The 18672-nt window shown below is 60.4% G+C and carries 11 protein-coding genes; 5 read left to right on the forward strand and 6 right to left on the reverse strand.

Going from position 1 to position 18672, the window contains the following annotated elements; translation table 11 throughout:
- Positions 1-7: 7 nt before the first annotated feature.
- On the reverse strand, positions 8-3481 hold the full coding sequence (locus tag BLR31_RS11110) for a hypothetical protein (RefSeq protein ID WP_090596140.1): 3474 nt from the start codon (positions 3479-3481) through the stop codon (positions 8-10).
- 155 nt (positions 3482-3636) lie between these two features.
- Between BLR31_RS11110 and BLR31_RS11115 the strand changes: the two genes are divergently transcribed.
- Together BLR31_RS11115 and BLR31_RS11120 are read left to right on the forward strand one after the other, a co-directional pair.
- Entirely contained in the window at positions 3637-4098 is a 462-nt protein-coding gene (locus BLR31_RS11115; protein ID WP_090596143.1) for a peroxiredoxin, read from the forward strand.
- A 114-nt stretch (positions 4099-4212) separates the two neighbouring features.
- Positions 4213-5301 carry a M23 family metallopeptidase gene (locus BLR31_RS11120; protein WP_244505022.1) on the forward strand — a complete coding sequence of 363 codons (1089 nt, stop codon included), beginning with the start codon at positions 4213-4215 and terminating at the stop codon, positions 5299-5301.
- Here the strand turns inward: BLR31_RS11120 and prfB are convergent.
- The 4 genes from prfB to BLR31_RS11140 all read right to left on the reverse strand — a co-directional run bounded on the left by prfB (position 5302) and on the right by BLR31_RS11140 (position 12853).
- Positions 5302-6421, reverse strand: a protein-coding gene (gene prfB, locus BLR31_RS11125; RefSeq protein ID WP_143009377.1) for a peptide chain release factor 2 whose coding sequence is annotated in 2 segments (ribosomal slippage) — positions 5302-6351 and positions 6353-6421 — 1119 coding nt in all. Because the reading frame shifts where the segments join, the coding sequence is not laid out codon by codon here.
- A 71-nt stretch (positions 6422-6492) separates the two neighbouring features.
- Complete coding sequence (locus tag BLR31_RS11130) at positions 6493-8910, reverse strand: penicillin-binding protein 1A (RefSeq protein ID WP_090596251.1); 2418 nt, start codon at positions 8908-8910, stop codon at positions 6493-6495.
- A 124-nt stretch (positions 8911-9034) separates the two neighbouring features.
- Complete coding sequence (locus tag BLR31_RS11135) at positions 9035-11521, reverse strand: response regulator (protein ID WP_090596149.1); 2487 nt, start codon at positions 11519-11521, stop codon at positions 9035-9037.
- 69 nt (positions 11522-11590) lie between these two features.
- Positions 11591-12853 carry an N-acetylmuramoyl-L-alanine amidase gene (locus tag BLR31_RS11140; protein WP_090596152.1) on the reverse strand — a complete coding sequence of 421 codons (1263 nt, stop codon included), beginning with the start codon at positions 12851-12853 and terminating at the stop codon, positions 11591-11593.
- A gap of 530 nt (positions 12854-13383) precedes the next feature.
- Between BLR31_RS11140 and BLR31_RS11145 the strand changes: the two genes are divergently transcribed.
- Positions 13384-15954, forward strand: coding sequence for an Rne/Rng family ribonuclease (locus BLR31_RS11145; RefSeq protein ID WP_090596253.1), 2571 nt, complete (start codon positions 13384-13386; stop codon positions 15952-15954).
- A 56-nt stretch (positions 15955-16010) separates the two neighbouring features.
- Here BLR31_RS11145 and BLR31_RS11150 read toward each other — a convergent pair whose 3' ends face one another.
- The gene (locus BLR31_RS11150; RefSeq protein WP_244505023.1) at positions 16011-17150 is read right to left on the reverse strand and encodes a pyridoxal phosphate-dependent aminotransferase; all 1140 of its coding nucleotides are present in this window, start codon (positions 17148-17150) and stop codon (positions 16011-16013) included.
- 254 nt (positions 17151-17404) lie between these two features.
- On the opposite strand from BLR31_RS11150, the gene BLR31_RS11155 reads away from it, so the two are divergent.
- Positions 17405-18274, forward strand: coding sequence for a DsbA family protein (locus tag BLR31_RS11155; protein WP_176762616.1), 870 nt, complete (start codon positions 17405-17407; stop codon positions 18272-18274).
- The gene (locus BLR31_RS11160) at positions 18274-18630 is read left to right on the forward strand and encodes a DUF2087 domain-containing protein (protein WP_176762617.1); all 357 of its coding nucleotides are present in this window, start codon (positions 18274-18276) and stop codon (positions 18628-18630) included. Before BLR31_RS11155 ends, BLR31_RS11160 begins: the two co-directional genes overlap by 1 nt.
- Positions 18631-18672: the final 42 nt, after the last annotated feature.

Here is an 18672-nt window from a genome sequence, read left to right on the forward strand (position 1 = left end):
GGCTTTTTTATCGGGCTGCTGCCTGATCGCCGGCGCGGTATTCAAACAGCGTCCGGAATACGCCCGGGGCCAGGATGGAAACCGGGTTGATCAACAGCTCCGGCTGGTCCAGCGCACCACGAACAGCAAACGTCACACCGAGCAGTCCCTCTCCTTCCCGTCCGCCAAAGATCGGGCCGAGAACCGGAATTTGTTGGAAGAAATTATTCAGGCCGAAGAGCGGCACGTAAGTGCCGGCAAGATCGTAGCGTCCGGAATCGGTCAGGACATTGCCGCGGATCGTGCCGCCAACCATATCTCCGTAGATCGCCGCATCGAGCACCTCGACGCGGTCGGAATATCGGATGAACTGCGCGCGCCCCTGCTCGAACTCCATCGCCGAGACACCTGCCAATGCCGCGCGCGATTGGTCGTGCTCTCCGATGATCGCGTCGAGATTGTCTTCGTCGACGATCGCAAAATTGCGAACTTCAAACGCGCCGGCATCGGCTTGCGCAGCATTGTCGTAGCGTAGCACCATGCTGCCCTCACCCCCGACAAGACGCGGGTAAACCCCGACAAACCGCAACATGGCGCCCAGATCATTGGTGGCATATGAGATCACGCGCCCCGACGCCAGCGGATTGGTCGTCGCCGACGCCGATCGGTTGCCCAGGAATTGCGTCGTGAGATTGACGCGGCGCAATTGCTCGCCGCGCACCTGCAGGTCGAGATCGAGATTGAACGCGGCCTCGCCATAGTAGCCCAGGGCCCGGTCAAGATTGACGTCGACGGTAAATATCTGGTCCTGCAAATCTTCGCTGGCGCCCACACTCGCATCGCCGTCGAGATTGAAGAACCGCTTCAGCACGGGCTTGAGATCGAGTTGCTCGCCATCGATCGTAAAGGCGTAGCCACCATCGAACGGCGTCATGAGCACGCGAGCACTGTCTCCAGCGCTGATGCGGAACGTCGAAAAATCTGCCGACTGAAGTTCCCCGGCCGGTGAAAGCGTGATGTCTCCTGCGAGTTGAACGGTTCCAAAGCCCAGATCGACGTCGGAGATGGCGATCTCATTGGCACCAATGCCCACGACTGCCGTCAGCGTGCCAGCCGTGCCACGGGCCTTGGTTATACCGATATCGCTGATCGTGAGTGCAGTGTCGGTCAGATCGGCACTGACTTCGAAGCGGCCGTCGGTCAGTGGTTTCCCGACTACCCGAACGCGACCGCTCATGAACTCCGACAGATCAATACCCAGTTCAGCCGCAGCGGCCACCTCGAAGGTCGAACCCACGAGGATGTCCGGGGCACCGCCGTTCGTCTTTATCGCCTGGACGTCGACTTCCATGTCGCCGACCATACCGCTGCCCAAAATGCGGAAACTGTCCTGGGACGCCGTAAAATCGATGCTGGCGTCGGAAAAGCTGTAGCCAGCGATCGGCTCAGAACTGGCGAGATCGACGATACTGCCATTCAGCGTGTAGTCGGCGTCGATCATCTCCCCGGCCTCGTCGAGATTGATGGTGGCGATAACCGTCGCGTCGACCTGCCCGTCAACAGTGCGCCCCAGCTGCTGCACGTCAACGCCCATTTCGACGCCCTGGAGTATGGTGACCTCATCGCTGGTGGCCATGGCCATCATCGCAGCTGCAGACCCTTGAACGTCACCGGACACCTCAAAGATCTGCGCTTCGGCGGCCGTGTTCTGGTTGATGTACGCCGCATTGGCGACAGAGATGTCGCCATGACCTGGCAAACGGGCGCGTTCCATCGCGACGGTCAATTGATTGTCGCGCATGGTCAGCCGTGTTTCGCCCTCAACTTCGAACTCCGGCATACCGTCGAAGGCGTTGAGCTCGACATCGCGACCGACGAGATCGATGGACATCGCACCCTCGTGGACCGGGCCACCCTCGCCATTGTTTTCCATGCTGCCAACCGGAAAATTGAACCGCATGTCGGCTGTCTGGATATGGCCGTCGCGAACAAATTCGGTAAACCAATCGCGTCCCTCAGGCGCAAAAAGGTACGGCCACAGGCGCTTCACGTCATCAGCCGATGCACCACGGCCGCTCATGACCACGTCGAGCCCGACACCCTCGCGCACCATGTCGATGCGGCCCTGTACAACGATGCTGGTGCCATCCTTCGCGCCGACCAGTCGGTCGATCCCGACAGCGCCATAGAGCGGCGCCGACCAACCCTCGAAGCTGAACTCGTCGAACGGTTCTTTCGGCACGCCCAGATCGTCCGGGTGGAGCCAGACATCTCGTGCCCGGATCGACATGCCCAGCGTCGGCCCGAATTGCTCATCGAACCCCATGACGATGTCACCGCCGAGCAATGCGCGGCTGCTTCCCACCGAGATAGCTGTTTCTTCGAGGCTGAAGAGGGCCCTTTCCGGAGTCCAGTTGACATTGATCGGCTCGGCCGAAATCGGGAACATATCTTTGTCCAGCCGCAGGCGGGTTCCATTGAGGTCGATCGCAAAGCGGCCCGACTGAACGACGCCACTCTCGCCATCGAACATAACGCCCAGTGTCAGGCCGCCAGTGCCACGCAACGCCGCCAGTCCCGTCGCGTCATCGAGAAATGGCACGATGGTGGAGAAATCGATGTTGTGGACCTCGCCGTCGATACGGGTCTGACCCTCGTCGACCTGACGCACAACGCTTCCGTCCATGGTCTCGTCTGCAATACGGGCCGAGAACAGAGCGCTTACCCTGCCATCCTGCCGCCCTGAGCGCACTTCGAGATCGACCTCGTCGAGCGATTTGTAGAGGCCGTAAACCGTGTCGAGCACGCCGACCGTGCCGTCGCGGATTTCAAAGCGCAAAATCTGCCCGTCCATCGCCTGATCCGCCAGCCCCGCCAGCGCCTCATCGAGCGCCTCGAGATTGAGCTTGAGCCAGTCATTGTCCGAGCGCAGCCCGATCTCGTCGGCTCCGCGCGTCGCACCCAGCGAAATTCCCTCATCGCCGATCCGCACGCTGGGAGCGGTCGCCTCGCCCTCCATCACGCGCACCACCGTTTCGCCGGTACCTTCCTCCTCGATGAATTCGAAACGCGAAATCCGTGGACCAAGCAGGTTCTGGAGCATCTGGATTTGGGGGCGGATCATGATGACGCGTGCGTCCGGGCGCCCCATGGCGGCACCGATAGGCGACACAGCGATCTCGAGCGCTTCCATCCTGATAACCGCGTCCGACGAGCGCTCGGTCAGCGTCACGCCAGCCAGATGAAACCCCACGCTCACCGGACCGGTGAGTGAGAGGCCGAAATCGGACCAGTCGATTGAAAAGTCGTCCTCGACAATCCCGGCAACCATCGACTTGGCGCGATCGGAGAGAAAATTCAGAGAAATGGGTCCGAAAAGCAGCCTGACGTAAAACAGCGAAAGCACGACGATCAGGCCAAGCCCAACCCACGCCAGCACCTTGAGTGCGAGGCGACTTTTCTGACCCAGCAGGATTGGCTTGGGACGTGTTGCTTCAGTCACTGTCTCAGGCAGGTCCCATATAATCGCTTCAAGTTCGTGATCCCGAGAATCGGCTATAAGCCGGACTTCTCTCGCCGACCATATCGGCTTCAATGAGGCACAAATACCCAACGCGCCGTTAACCTTACCCGATTTGCACGATAAAAGGCCCGAAAATGGCAGCTCTCACCGTCGGATCACCGGCCCCGGACTTCACGCTTCAAGACAGCTCAGGCGCTGATTTCACCCTGTCGGCGCAGCGCGGAAAGAGCGTCCTGATCTACTTTTACCCGCAGGCAGATACCCCGGCGTGCAACGATCAGAACCTCTCGTTCAGTGACAATATCGATTGGTTTGCGGCGCGCGACATCGTTCTTGTCGGCATCAGCCCCGACAGTGTCGCGGCATTGGCAAAGTTCAAGTCAAACCACTCACTCCGCCCTACCCTGCTTTCCGATTCCGAGCATCGCGCTATCGGCCCTTTCGGTGTCTGGGGCGAAAAGCGCAATTATGGACGGACGTACATGGGTCTGATCCGTACGACCGTGCTTATCGGCGTCGATGGTACGGTCCAACAGATCTGGCCCAACATACGGGCAAAGGGCCATGTCGAACGCGTGATGAAGGCGCTCGGTTAGCCCACCGTTAACCACAATCGTTCACAGTCCCGCCTATCGCGTGGACTTAAGACTTTTGCGTCGGGGGACGGTGTGGTGCAAGTGAACGGTACGACCATTTCCTTGGGACGAGGCGTGACCGCGAAACCCAGATCGTCCGGGCGCGCCGGCATCAGCGTCCTGTTCGGTGCCGTCGGACTGTTGCTCGCGTCCAATGTGGTGACCGGGCTTGCCCTCTTCTACGCGCCCGAGATCAACGCCCTCCTTCGCGACGACAACAGCGTCATCCTCACTGCCTATGAACAGCGCATCACCCAATTGCGGCTTGAGGTCGATCGCCTGCACTCGCGCCAATATGCGCAAATGGGAGACATGAACCTGCAAATGCACGATCTCGTGCAGCAGCAGGAAGTCTTGTTCGAGCAGCACGAATATGTCCGCGCGCTCACCGAGATGGCGCGGGAATTAGGGATATCGTCAGGCTCCGCGGTCTCGGACACGGCGGCAACTATCAGCCCGCCCGCGATAGCACCGACTGACGACACGGCCGCACTGGCGCAGAGCCTTGTCGCCATGCAGGAAGAAACGCGCCAGGCACTGGTGTCACTTTCAGACGCAGCGCATCTTTCGACAAATGAAATCCTCACCGGCCTGCAGCCCATCGGCATCGAGACCGATATGGGTTCACCCGCGGTCGGTGGCCCCTTCATCCCCGCCGATATCGGCGGCAGTTCGATCATCGATGAAGCAAATGCCGTCGCCGCCGCGCTGGCCCGATACCAGACGGCGCGCCAGGTGCTGCTCACGGCGCCGATACAGACCCCAATCGCGGGCGCCCACACCGTGACCTCCAATTTCGGCAATCGAACCGACCCGTTCCTGAAACGCGCAGCCTTTCACGCTGGCATGGATTTTCGCGCGGTTACAGGCACGCCAGTACGCGCAGCAGCAAATGGCATCGTCACCGTGGCCGGCACCAATGGCGGATATGGTAAAATGGTCGAAATCGACCACGGCAACGGGCTGGCAACACGCTACGCCCACCTCAACCAGATCCTTGTCGCGACCGGACAGACCATCGAAGGTGGTGCCAGTGTTGGGCTATCGGGCTCGACGGGCCGCTCAACCGGCCCGCATCTCCATTTCGAGGTGCGGCGGGGTGGATCGGCGGTTGATCCGGCGCATTTCATGGCCGCCGGACGAAATCTGGCGCGCTATCTCTGATCAGGACTCGGCTTCGGTATCCATGCCGACGCGCTGGGCAAGCGAGGCTTCCATGAATGGGTCGAGGGCGCCGTCGAGCACGTCTGAGGGCGCCGTACTTTCGACCTGTGTCCGCAAATCCTTGACCAACTGATAGGGTTGCAGCACGTACGATCGAATCTGGTGCCCCCATCCTATGTCGGTCTTTGACGCAGCCTCCGCGTTGGCCACTTCCTCGCGTTTTTGCAGCTCGAGTTCGTAGAGCCGTGCGCGCAACATGTCCCAGGCTTGAGCCTTGTTCTTGTGCTGCGAGCGCTCGTTCTGGCACTGCACCACGATGCCGGTTGCAATATGGGTGATCCGAACCGCGGAATCGGTGGTGTTGACGTGCTGGCCACCAGCGCCCGAAGCCCGATAGGTATCGATACGCACGTCGGATTCATTGACGTCGATATCGATCGTATCGTCGATCACCGGATAGACCCACACGCTCGAAAAGCTCGTGTGACGGCGTGCCTGGCTGTCATAGGGCGAGATGCGGACCAGCCTGTGGACGCCGCTCTCGGTCTTGAGCCAGCCATAGGCGTTATGGCCCTTGATGAGAACCGTCGCGCCCTTGATGCCGGCTTCTTCGCCAGCACTGTATTCGATGGTCTCGACCTTAAAGCCCCGCCGCTCTGCCCAGCGCGTATACATGCGAAACAGCATCTGCGCCCAGTCTTGGCTCTCGGTGCCACCGGCACCGGAGTGGACTTCGAGATAGCAGTCATTGCTGTCCGCCTCGCCCGAGAGCAAGGTTTCCACGCGCATACGGGCTGCGGTCACCTTGAGCGCTTCGAGGGCTGCGACAGCTTCGGCCACGACCTCCGCATCGCCTTCGGCTTCGCCAAGTTCGATCAGTTCGAGATTGTCGGACAGGCCTGTTTCAATCGCGTGGACGCTCGAAATCGCGGCCTCCAGCGCCTGGCGTTCGCGCATCACGTTTTGTGCTTCTTCAGGATCGTTCCAGAGGTCGCCGGATTCGGAACGGGCGTTCAGTGCGTCGAGACGTCTTTGGGCTGTATCCCAGTCAAAGATGCCTCCTCAGCAGGCTTAGGGCCTGCTTGATTTCGTCGACAATCTTGAGAACGTCTGCGCGCATGGTCTCTTCCGCTTATTCAATTCGGACCGTGACTTAACGGGATTGCCCGAGACAATCAACCGTCCGGACCATCAGAAGAGACCGCCCGAGGCGAAGGCCGGCTGATCGGTCGCGCCGGTCTGGATATTGTCAAAGGCTTGGGAATTGAGCCCGATGACCGAACTCATCCGGTTCGGGCCAGTGCCCGGCTTAAATGATTCCTGGATACCGGAGCCGCCAGCGACGATCTCGACGCCTGTTCGCGGGTCGATCCAGTTGCGGTTCATACCTTCGGGCACTGGAAATTGGGATGCCGGCACGCCTTCGAGCGCCGCGGAGACAAAATTGGCAAAGATCGGGGCAGCGAGTTCACCGCCTGTCGAGGCGCTCCCCATCGAACGCGGCGTGTCGTAGCCGACATAAACGCCGACTGCGAGTTCGGGCGTGTAGCCCACGAACCAGGCGTCCTTGTAGTCGTTGGTAGTACCGGTCTTGCCTGCCACCGGACGACCGATGCTACGCACGGCGGTGCCTGTGCCGCGCTGAACGACGCCCTCCATCATTGAGGTGATCTGGTAGGCCGTCATCGGATCGAGCACCTGCTGACGGGTGTCGACGATCGTCGGCACGCCCTGCCCGTGCCACTCTGCCTGATCGCAGGTTTCGCACACACGCTCATCGTGGCGGTAGATCGTTTCACCGTAGCGATCCTGTATCCGGTCGATCAGCGTCGGTGTGATCTTGCGCCCGCCATTGGCAATGGTCGCATACGCCGCCGTCATGCGCAGCACAGTGGTTTCTCCTGCGCCGAGCGCCATAGCCAGCACATGGGGCATGTCATCGTAAACACCGAATTGACGCGCATATTCTTCGATCATGGGCATGCCGAGATCTTGCGCCAACCGCACCGTCATGACATTGCGCGAGAGCTCGATGCCGCGCCGAAGCGTTTGCGGGCCGTAAAACTGCCTTGCGTAGTTTTCCGGCTGCCACAGCGACCCGTCCGCATTCACCACCTCAAGCGGCGCGTCCAGCACCACCGATGCCGGAGTGTAGCCATTGTCCAGCGCAGCTGCATAAACAAGCGGCTTGAACGACGAGCCGGGTTGGCGCATCGCCTGGGTGGCGCGATTGAACTCACTTTCAGAGAAGGAGAAGCCCCCCACAAGCCCCAGAACGCGCCCCGTGCGCGGATCCATCGCTACAATACCGCCTTCGATCTCGGGAACCTGGCGCAGGGTGTAGACACCCTCTTCCCCCGCCACGGGTTCGACATAAACCACGTCGCCAACGGACAGCAATTGCCCGATCGGTTCGCGGACCCAGGTGACGGCAGTGCCTGGCAGACTTCCAGTCAGGCGCGCATCGCTCATTCTGCCGTCGACGTCGATCGTCGGTCGCAAGCCAATCGTTGCGGTGTTACCTTCCGCTTCAAGCACCACCGCAAGTGTCCATTCGGGCACATCGCTCAAGGGTTGGATCGCGGCCAGCGCAGCACCCCAATCGTCGCCAATCTCGATGGTAGTCTGGGCACCGCGAAAGCCGCGGCGCTGATCGAAATTGATCAACCCGTCCATAAGAGCGCGGCGCGCGTGAAGCTGCATTTCGGGATCGAGCGAGGTACGCACCGAAAGGCCGCCACCGTAGAGCTGGTCGAAACCATAAAGGGACGAAATCTGGCGCCGCACTTCCTCGGTGAAGAACTCGGCCGAATAGACCTGAGACCCGGCGGGACGCGGTATGACGTTGAGGTTTTCGGCCTTGTATTGAGCGGCGTCCTCGGCTGTCAGATAACGGTTCTCGACCATGCGATCGAGCACCCAGTTACGGCGCTCGATGGCTGCCTGCGGCTGACGAAACGGATGATAGTTGGTCGGGCCCTTGGGCAAGGCGGCAAGGTATGCGGCCTCGGCGTAGGTCAGTTCGTATAGCGCCTTATCGAAGTAATTTAGCGCCGCAGCCGATACGCCATACGACCCCATGCCGAGATATATCTCGTTCAGGTACAGCTCGAGGATTTCGTCCTTGCTAAAGGTGTTTTCGATCCGGAGCGCCAGGATCGCTTCGCGGATCTTGCGGTCCCAGGTCTGCTCGGAGGTTAAAAGGAAGTTCTTCGCCACCTGCTGGGTGATCGTCGAAGCGCCCACTAGACTGCCACTGGCGCCATCGACGACCTGCAGCACGTTGTCGCGCGCCGCCCGGAATACGCCGGGGACATCGATGCCGAAGTGGGAATAGAAATTGGCGTCTTCGGCTGAGAGAAATGCTTCGATCACTTCGGGCGGAATCGTGCCGATGGGCTGGAAGAGCCGGCGCTCCGTGGCGAACTCAGCGAGCAAGGTGCCATCGGTGGCGTGCACGCGCGTGGTAACCGGCGGCTGGTAGTTTTCGAGCACGCGATAGTCGGGGAGATCGTCGCTGAGCGACCACACGTAAATCCCGACCCCACCCAGGGCGATCAGGCCACTAAACACGCCAAAGCCGAACAGCCAGCTCAATAGTCTGAACATATAAATCCCACGCTGCGGCAACGCCCACACATAGAGGGCATCGTGTCTGCCGAATCCCGAAAATAGCAGAATAGGGCTCGCTTGTGACGGCAAACCCGACCTCCGGCTTCAAAACGCCGTGTACCTATGGTTGGTTCACCTTTTCCAGCGCTTCAGCCACCCGTCTTTCGTCGAACGGCTTGGCCAGCACCGCAGCGCCGGGCACGAGGTCTTCCCGGGCAACGTTGTGACCGGTCGCGAGAATGATTTTGATCTGTGGATGATCGCGATGAACGGTCCAGGCCAACTCCTGCCCGGACATGCCCGAAAGGCCGATATCGGTGATCAGTACATCGATCTTTTGCGACCGCAGGATTTCCAGCGCCGTTTCCGCGCTGGCGCTCTCGATGACGGTATAACCACAGTCACGCACCATATCGGCTGTCGTGATCCGGATCAGTGGATCATCCTCTACAAGAAGCGCGCTCGGCGTGTTCGTTTCTACCGCCGCCGATTGTTGTTCTGGAGCGGCGCGTTTGCCCTCTCGGTCGGCGAGGACCTGGCGCACGCGGCGCGCAAGCGCTGCCCGCGTATAGGGCTTGGACAGCAACTCTACGCCGGCATCGAGCCGTCCGCCGTGTACGATAGCGTTTTCCGTGTAGCCCGATGTGAATAGGACAGCGAGATTAGGGATCGCCTGTTGCGCGCGGCGCGCAAGCTCGGGGCTCTTGAGCTGCCCCGGCATCACCACGTCGGTAAACAGCAGGTCGATGGGCACGCCACTCTCAACGATTGCCAATGCGCTCGCCGCGTCCGGAGCCTTGAGGACCTTGTAGCCAAGATCGGTCATCATTTCGACGACCGTTGCCCGCACCGCGGAATCGTCCTCCACCACCAGCACGGTTTCCGTGCCACCGGCGACCGGGCCGTTTTCGACGGGTCGCATGACTTCCTCGGCAGCATGGGTGCGCGGGAGGTAGAGCTTGACCGTCGTGCCTTCGCCCTGCTCGCTGTAGAGCTTGATATGGCCACCCGATTGCTTGATCAGCCCATAAACCATGGACAGCCCCAGCCCGGAGCCCTGCCCTTCGGTCTTGGTAGTGAAGAAGGGCTCGAAAACCTTGTCGATGATTTCGGGAGCGATACCGGAGCCGGTGTCGGTGACAGCGATGACCACATATTGCCCGGCCGTCACTTCGTCGTGATCGGCAGCATAATTTGCATCGAGATAGGCATTGCCAACCTCCAGCGTAAGCTTGCCCGCGCCATCCATTGCGTCACGCGCGTTGATGGCCAGGTTGAGCAATGCGTTCTCGATCTGGCTCGGATCCACCATGGTGTTCCAGAGCCCGCCTGAAATGACCGTTTCGACCTCGATCTCTTCGCCAAGCACCCGGCGCAGCATGTCGCCCATCGAATTGATCATGCGACCAACGCTGATCACGCGCGGCTCGAGCGGCTGGCGGCGGCCAAATGCAAGCAGCTGACCCGAGAGCTTGGCGCCGCGTTCGACACCCGCCATGGCGTTGATCAGCCGGGACTGCGCCCGCTCGTTGTCGCCGAACTCTTTCTGCAAAAGCTGGATATTGCCGGAGATGACCTGCAGAAGATTGTTGAAATCATGCGCGACACCGCCAGTCAGCTTGCCCAGCGATTCCATCTTCTGGGACTGCCGCAAGGCGAATTCGGCCTTCTCGCGCTGTTCGATTGCTTCGGAGACCCGCGCTTCTAGACCCTCATTGAGCTGTCGGAGCTTTTCGGAAATCTCGACTTCTTCGGTCACGTCGTGACCCTGGACGAAGATACCGGTGGGTTTGCCATCCTGCCCGATGATCGGCTGATAGATGAAATCGAGATAGCGTTCCTTGAGTTCACCGTCCTCGTTTTGCGCCAGTTGGATGGGCACGCGACGCCCCAGGTACAGCTCGCCGGACTCGTAGACCCTGTCGAGCAAATCGATAAAACCTTGACCGACGACTTCGGGAAGTGCGTCTGCAACCGATTGGCCAGTGACTTCCCGCCCGCCGATGATCTGTTCATAGGCAGCGTTCGCCATAACGAAAATATGGTCGGGGCCCCACAGAACGGCCATGAAGCCCGGCGCCTGTTCAAACAGCAGCTTTAGTCGTTCAACTTCACGGCCCAATTGTTCATTGACCGCTTGCACTGCCTCCGCGCGTCGGAACACCGCGGTTTCTACCGAATCGGCGCCTGCTGACGCCATGCTTCCAGCCATTGTGCGCAGCCGGTGCAGTTCGGTGACGTCCGTCGTGTGCTGCAGCACATACGCACACTCGCCATCGGCTCCGGAAAATGGTGTGTGCGTCGCGCTCCAATAGAGCTGCTCGGTTTGGCCATTGCGCTCGATATCGTACCGAATCAGCGGCAGATGATCCGCGCTGTTGGTGCTGATCGCCCGCTCGAGCGAGGTGCGCAGTTGCTGGTGGCTCGAGGACGACGGGTCGCTGGGAAACGCATCGAACATGGACCGCCCGACAATTTCCTCCAAGCTTCGACTCGTGACATCGAGATAGGCTTGATTAGCGGAGACGATGACGAGGTCGGCATCCAGAACCACATAGGGGTTGGGCGACTGCTCGAATATGGCCTGGAAATCGATAGGGGAATTCAACGCGACGAGACCTCTGCTTCAGGGCGTTGTTAGCGTCAAAAAATGATTTGCGCAAACCTGTGTAAAGTGTCACCGCCCATCGATATACACGGCGATGCCACGCGCCAGTGCCGCAGCAACACGGTCGAGCCAGGCATCGGTAGTCAAATTTTCCGTGTCGTCGGAATTTGACAGAAAACCCAGCTCAATCAAGACCGACGGCACATCAGGCGAATTGAGCACAAAAAAATCCGCCTGCCTGAGCGGAAACCGGCGCAGCTGCACGGAAGGCTCGAGCTGTTCGATCAGCGCCTGACCCGCGACATAAGAAAGCCTGCGTGTCTCGCGGCTCATGAGGTCCACAAGCGCGTCTACCGTCCCCTCGTCTTCGGGCGGGTCAAAGCCTGCGATCAGATCGGCCATGTTCTCATTCTCAGCCAGAACGCGATCGAGTTCGCTCGTGGCCAGATCGCCCCGCGTGTAGATGCTGGCGCCGCGTACATCGGGCTGATCGAATGAATCCGCGTGCAGCGAGACGAACAGATCGGCGCGGTTCTGGCGCGCGAGTGCAACACGCTCGGAAAGCGTCAGGAAGGCATCGGCGTCGCGCGTCAAAGCCACTTCGAATCGACCCGTTTCGACCAAGAGGCTCTGGAGCTTCAACGCGAAGGCGAGGACGATATTTTTTTCTTCCAGCCCGTTGCTGGCCCGCGCGCCGCCATCCACACCGCCATGGCCCGGATCGATGACAATGAGGGGACGAACTTCAGCGACGGCCGTCGCTGTCTCGCCGGGCGCCGTGGCCTGACCGTCGAGCACTGTTTCCGCGACCGCCTCCTCTGCGTCGGCCGGTGCTGCGCCCCGCACATTCGCGGCGAAATTTTCCGCGGTATCGGGCACGAGGTCGACCACAAGGCGTGCGGGCTGGTCCTCAAAGGCCTCGAGTACGTAAGACTGCTGAACCTGGGCCGGCGTCTCGAGGTTCAGCACCACTCGCACCCGCTGACCGTCCTGCCCGTCCACGCTATAGCCTGAAACCAGCCCGGTGCCCGCAGGTTCGGTCACTTCGTCCGCTTGCCCCACCTGAGCGCGCAATTCGATGACCACGGCCATGGGATCGGCCTGGGTATAGACCGCGAACTCCGGCGGTGTGGTCAGATCGAGGACCAGCCGGGCGCGATCTTCAGTTGCAGTGACCCGCGAGTCTAGCAGGGCTGGCGGACCGCTCTCCGCAGTCGCTGGCTCGGCCTCCGGGGTCACGGCCTCATCTTGCGCAAACGCCCCGCCCATCGCGCACAGCACGACAATGGCGATGGACAATAAGATGGGCATGCGTCTAGCCAACACGGTCATCGATCACTCCAGTTGATGCGCACCTTATGCGATTCTTGGGCGAAAATAGGCAAGCCCTCGGGTTGAAGATGGGTTGGTGCCGCGCCACATTCTGGTGGCGCGGATTGCTCAGGACATTGGCTATTGCCTATTTGGGGCAACCCTCGTAAGGACATAGGTGCGGTACTTCATTAAGAGTCTGCGGCGATGCCTGGCCCCCGGCAAGAATGTCGGCAACCGAGCCACGGCAGATGACGCGCGACGCGTACCCACTGAAGAATATTCGGGTCTCCTTGCGGGGTGGCCCGAACGGATGAGCCGAAACCGGCGCATCCTCAAAGGATGAGGTCGAATGGGTCTTTCTCTGGCAACCGGCAGTTTGGATTTTCCGGCGCGCCGCGGCCCGATGTCTTTTGACCTGACGCCCTTCAGTCTTTTCGCATCATACGCCTTTGGCGTTTCCCCAATACTGTCATTCGCCTCGCATGGCGCCAGCCGATCGCTTAACGCGCGATCCGCAACCGGCGCGCGAGTGCGCGGAGTTATATTGTATGGCCACGAAGAGAATGCTGGTGGATGCCACCCACCCGGAAGAAACACGGATCGTTGTCACTAACGGCAACAAGCTCGAGGAATTCGATTTTGAATCCGCCGAACGGCGGCAACTCAGAGGCAACATCTATCTCGCCAAGGTAACGCGGGTAGAACCGTCACTGCAGGCTGCGTTCGTCGAATATGGCGGCAACCGCCACGGCTTCCTCGCTTTTTCCGAAATCCATCCCGACTATTACCAGATCCCGGTCGCCGACCGTGAAGCCCTGATGCGCGCCGAAGAGGAAGCGCAGCGGGAGGATGAAGAAGAAGACGTTATCGAAGCCGCTGAGGCGGAAGAAGACGACGTTGAGGACAACGGCGAATCCGGCGACGTGCCGCGCGAGACCAAGAAGGTCGAGCAGATCGGTGAGGGCGACGCGCTCGAAGATTTGCAGGAGCGCCCGCGCCGCAACCAGCGCCGCTATAAGATCCAGGAAGTGATCAAGCGCCGTCAGGTGCTGCTCATCCAGGTCGTCAAGGAAGAGCGTGGAAACAAAGGCGCAGCCCTAACGACATACCTCTCGCTCGCCGGTCGTTATTCGGTACTGATGCCTAACACCGCACGCGGTGGCGGCATTTCCCGCAAGATCACCAGTGCTGCAGACCGCAAGCGCCTCAAGGAAATCGCCACCGATCTCGAAGTGCCGCAGGGCATGGGCGTGATCCTGCGTACCGCGGGCGCATCGCGCACCAAGGCCGAGGTCAAGCGCGACTTCGAATATCTGATGCGCTTGTGGGAAAACGTCCGCACGCTGACGCTCGAATCTTCTGCGCCCTGCCTCGTCTATGAGGAAGGCAGCCTGATCAAGCGCACAATTCGCGACCTCTATAACAAGGACATCACCGAAGTCCTTGTGGCCGGGGAAGCGGGCTATCGCGAAGCCAAAGATTTCATGCGGATGATCATGCCGAGCCATTCCAAGAATGTGCAAAGCTATAAGGACGATGCACCGATTTTCTCGCGTTTCAATATAGAAGCGCAACTCGATTCCATGTTCCACCCGCAGGTCACCCTGCCCTCCGGCGGCTACATCGTGATCAACCCGACCGAAGCGCTGGTTTCGATCGACGTGAACTCGGGACGCGCCACCAAGGAACACAATATCGAGGACACGGCGCTCCAGACCAATCTGGAAGCGGCCGAGGAAATTTCGCGCCAGCTCCGCCTGCGCGATCTCGCCGGCCTGATCGTCATCGATTTCATCGACATGGAAGAGCGGCGCAACAACCGCGCTGTCGAAAAGAAGCTCAAGGACTGCCTCAAGAACGACCGTGCGCGCATCCAGGTTGGGCACATCAGCCATTTCGGCCTGATGGAAATGAGCCGCCAGCGCATTCGGTTTGGCGTTCTGGAAAGCTCGACCCACACCTGCCCCACTTGTGCCGGCACGGGTCTCGTGCGGTCGGTCTCCTCGCTTGCATTGATGATCATGCGCTCGATCGAAGACCACATCCTGCGCAAGCCCGGTCAGTCGATCAACGTCAATATGCCGACCGAAGTCGCGCTCTACATCCTCAACTCCAAGCGCGACTCTTTGACAGCGCTGGAAGCGAAGTACGGGCTGTCGATCACCATTTCCGCTCAGAGCGGTTTGGTGGGCAATCAGTTCAATATCGAGCGTGGTGAAACCCGCGTGCCTGTCGCTGCGCCGGCGGTACAGCATATCCGCGCCGACGCCGCCTCGATGGACGATTACGACGAAACCGCCGAGGATGAAGAGGCTGACGAAGAGGTCGTCGAGGCTGCAGAAGCTACGGACACCGAAGACCATCGTGAGAGCACGGGCGATGGCCAGGGCAGTCGCAACAAGCGTCGCCGTCGTCGTCGCCGCAATGGAACCGGAAACGGCCATGCCGCGCCGGCAGTTGTCGCAGCGGAAGATGCCACGCCGGATGCCGAGTCGGGCGATACTGAAGACGAAGTCCATGTCGAAGCCGGGTCGGAAGACGATGACGATCAGCCGCGCAAGCGCCGTCGCCGCGGTCGTCGTGGTGGCCGCCGCAACAAGCGTCAGGGTGACGGAGTGGAAATGGGTGGCGAAGATGAAAGCCAGCCAACATCGGAAAGCACTGGCGATGCCGAGGCGATGAACGCCGTCGAGGATCGCGTGCCGGTTGAGGCGGTTGAAGAAACCGTCGCAGACGAGCCTGCCGAAAAGCCCAAGAAGCGCCGTACGCGCAAGCCGGCCAAGGCCAAGGACGCTGAAGCAGAGTCCGTCGTCGAACCCGTCGCTGACGCTGCCGACGCCGCACCTGTCGAAGCGACCGAGGAAGCGCCCGCCAAAAAGAAGCGGGCTCCACGCAAGAAGCCAGCTAAGGTCGAGCCTGAGGCTGCCGCTCCAGTAGAAGCGCCCGTCAGCGCACCGGATGCTGCACCGGCGCCGGTTGCCGAAGAGGCATCCCCTGCCCCCCGGCGCGCCAAGAAGTCGGTTTCCTCTGACGAGATCGTGGTTTCGTCATCATCCGAAGAAGGTGATGACAAGCCCAAGAAGGCCGGTTGGTGGCAGCGCCGCTTCGGGCTAGGCTAGGCCCCTCGGGCTCTTACCAGATACAAAAAGGGCGGCTCTCAGGCCGCCCTTTTTCGTCAGCGCTGTAGGAAACCGGCCATTCGGTCCAGGGCCATTTCGATGGTTTCGAGCTTTCCCGCGTAGGAAAACCGAACATATTTGTGGCCATCGATACGGTCGAAATCCTGCCCAGGCGTCGCCGCCACGCCTGCGGTCTCCAGCATCCGCATGCAAAAATCCATAGTGTCGTTCGTGAACGGAGACGCATCGACATAGGCATAAAACGCGCCGTCGGACGGCTCGGCGAGTTTAAACCCCAGCCCCTTGAGCCCATCGGCCAGGACTTGCCGGTTCCGCGCATAGCTTTCACGCCGCTCGTCATAGACCGCGCGCGCATCGAGCGCTGCCAGCGCCGCGCATTGCGAAACGCTCGATGCGGAAATGAAAAGGCTCTGCGCCATCATCTCCGCCCGCCGGATCAGATCCTCCCGCATCACCAGCCAGCCGATACGCCACCCTGTCATGCAGTAATATTTGGAGAACGAGTTGATCACCACATGGTCGTGGCTGAACTCGAGCGCGCTCGTGTCACGCCCGGTATAATTCAGGTTGTGATAGATCTCATCAGAGATAAAGCGAACGCCTAGCCGATCGCAACACGCGATGATCGCGGCGAGTTCATCCCTATCGAGCACAGCACCCGTCGGGTTGGCCGGGCTGGCGACCAGAAGCCCCTCGAAAGGTGAGCGCTCATATGCAGCCGCGATATCGGCAGCCGTCAACTTCCAGCCATTGGCCGGCGAAACCGGGATTTCGACGCTCGGCAGATTAAGCGAAGATAGAATATTGAGATAGGCTGGGTACCCTGGACGCGTCACCGCGATCCTTTGCCCCGGCGCGAAGCCCGCCAAGAATGTGAGAATGAACCCCGACGACGATCCCATCGTCACCATGATCCGCTCGGGCGAAACCTCGACGCCATGATGATCGCGGTAATAGCCTGACAATCGATCGCGCAGCGCCGGCATCCCCTTTGCCGACGTGTATCCCATCGGTCGTTCCAGGCACTGCCTCACCGCCTCGATCACCTGCGGCGCCGGCTTGCCGCCTGGCTCGCCGATTTCAAGGTGACAGACACTCCCGCCCTGCGCCTCGATCGCCTGCGCGCGCCCGAGAATTTCCATGGCGTAAAAAGGCTGGATAGGGCTGGCGATCATCTGAAGGTCCGCTATGTTAAGTGAAAGCAAATTCCGTACTTCCATACTTTCTACGATATGGCAAGTTTGAAGCACTAGTTTGCCTATCTTGCCACATGCATGGCATTTCATGCTACATTTCTATATGTTAATAGTATCATATTCTTACTCGCCATCGCAAATTCTCCTCATCGTCCACGCCCGATATCCAGCCGATGCGCTGGTCGGCTAGGCTCGCTTACGCTAAACGGACGCAAAGAGATTCGGAGAGTGACATGCAAAAGGCGATCAATCTGGGCCTCACGGTGGCCGTCGTGGCGCTCGCGGCGGGCCTCGCCTATTCAGTCGCCACGCGTCCCACCCCCGGCCCCAACGCCGAAGACATTCGTGCAATGGTCGCCGATGCCGTCGCAAGCACTCAGCCCGATGACTCAGCAGCCGCACCCGAGCCCGTCGCGTTAGATACCGCCACAATCGGACCGGTCATCGAAGAGTATCTCCTGGCCAATCCGCGCATTCTCGAGACGATGTCCACGGCCCTCCAAACCGAAATGCAGCTTGCTGAAACCGAGCGCTCCCGCGCCGCCCTCGAATCATTTCAGGACGACATTTATAACGATCCCGCCAATATCGTCCTGGGCAATCCCGACGGCGACGTCACGCTCGTTGAAATGTTCGACTACAATTGCGGCTATTGCCGCCAGGTCGTTGCCGACGTCATGGCCCTTGTCGAGGAAGACCCCGACCTGCGCGTGATCCTCAAGGAATTCCCGATTCTCTCGCGAGGGTCGGTGGACGCCGCACGTATCGGCATCCTGGTCAACGAATCCGACGTCGACTATCAAGCATTTCACACAGCTCTGTTCTCCGCGCGTGGCACCATCGATACCCAGGCTGCCCTCACCGCAGCCGCCGATCTCGGCCTCAATCCGCTGACGCTCGAACTCGACATGAACAACGGCTCCGTCACCGAGGCGCTCCAGCGCACCTATGCCATCGCGCAGGGGCTCGGGGTGTCCGGCACGCCGACCTTCATCATCGGCAATGAAGTCCTTCCCGGCGCCGTATCCAAAGACGAGCTCACCCGCCGGATCGCCAATATGCGCGAATGTGGCTCCACAGTCTGCGGTCCAGAGGAAGGCTGATGGTCGCTCCAGACGATCTCGACCCCGCCACCAGACGCCGCCTTTCGCGCGCGGCCCGGTGCTTTTCGGCCGACGGGCGATTGCAACGCTGGCCTTCGAAGCGCTCCGACCAGGAACTGGCCCTCTGGGTCATCTGGTCACAAATGCCGGGCGACGGGCAATTGAGCGAACTCGACGTCAACGCCATGCTGCGCACCTGGCACGACTTCGAGGACTATGTGCTGCTCCGGCGCGAACTGTGCGAACTCGACCTGCTGCGCCGCACGCCCGATGGCGCCATCTATCGCCGTGTCAGTCACGATCTGCCCCAGGATGCGGAAACGCTACTGCATCTGATTGCTGCCCAAACCGCCTGATTGCGGCCATCTTCTTTTGCCTTTTCAGTGCATTTCCTATAA

Origin of the sequence: Pelagibacterium luteolum (assembly GCF_900100665.1) — a bacterium.
GTDB classification, from domain to species: domain Bacteria; phylum Pseudomonadota; class Alphaproteobacteria; order Rhizobiales; family Devosiaceae; genus Pelagibacterium; species Pelagibacterium luteolum.